This window comes from Pauljensenia sp. UMB1177 (assembly GCF_030217965.1).
Lineage (GTDB): Bacteria > Actinomycetota > Actinomycetes > Actinomycetales > Actinomycetaceae > Pauljensenia > Pauljensenia turicensis_A.
Window position 1 is genome coordinate 1 of sequence record NZ_JASOOV010000028.1, and the last position, 281, is coordinate 281.

General features: G+C 60.1%; 1 protein-coding gene. It reads right to left on the bottom strand.

What is annotated here, in order from left to right; all coding sequences use genetic code 11:
- On the bottom strand, positions 1–281 hold a 281-nt coding region (locus QP442_RS08445; RefSeq protein WP_285069788.1), incomplete at both ends, for a hypothetical protein.

Consider the following 281-nt stretch of genomic DNA (forward strand, 5'->3'; position numbering starts at 1 on the left):
AAGCGCTTTTGGGTCCAACTCGGACTGCTCCGCCCACGTCTGCACGGTCGCAGCCAAGTAGGCCAGCGGGTTGTCGCTCGTGCGCAACGCGTTCCAGAAATTAGGCTGCATTGCTTCGAAGTACGCGAGAAACACGCTGGTAATGTGCGCGTCATCCGCCTCACTGCGCAGCGGCTTCGACTTCGCGAGGAACACGGCCTGCACGAGCTCGATAGGCAGGTTCGACGAGTTCAGGTTAGGCAGGTCCAGTTTCACTCCCAGGACGTCCAGGTGGACGTCTT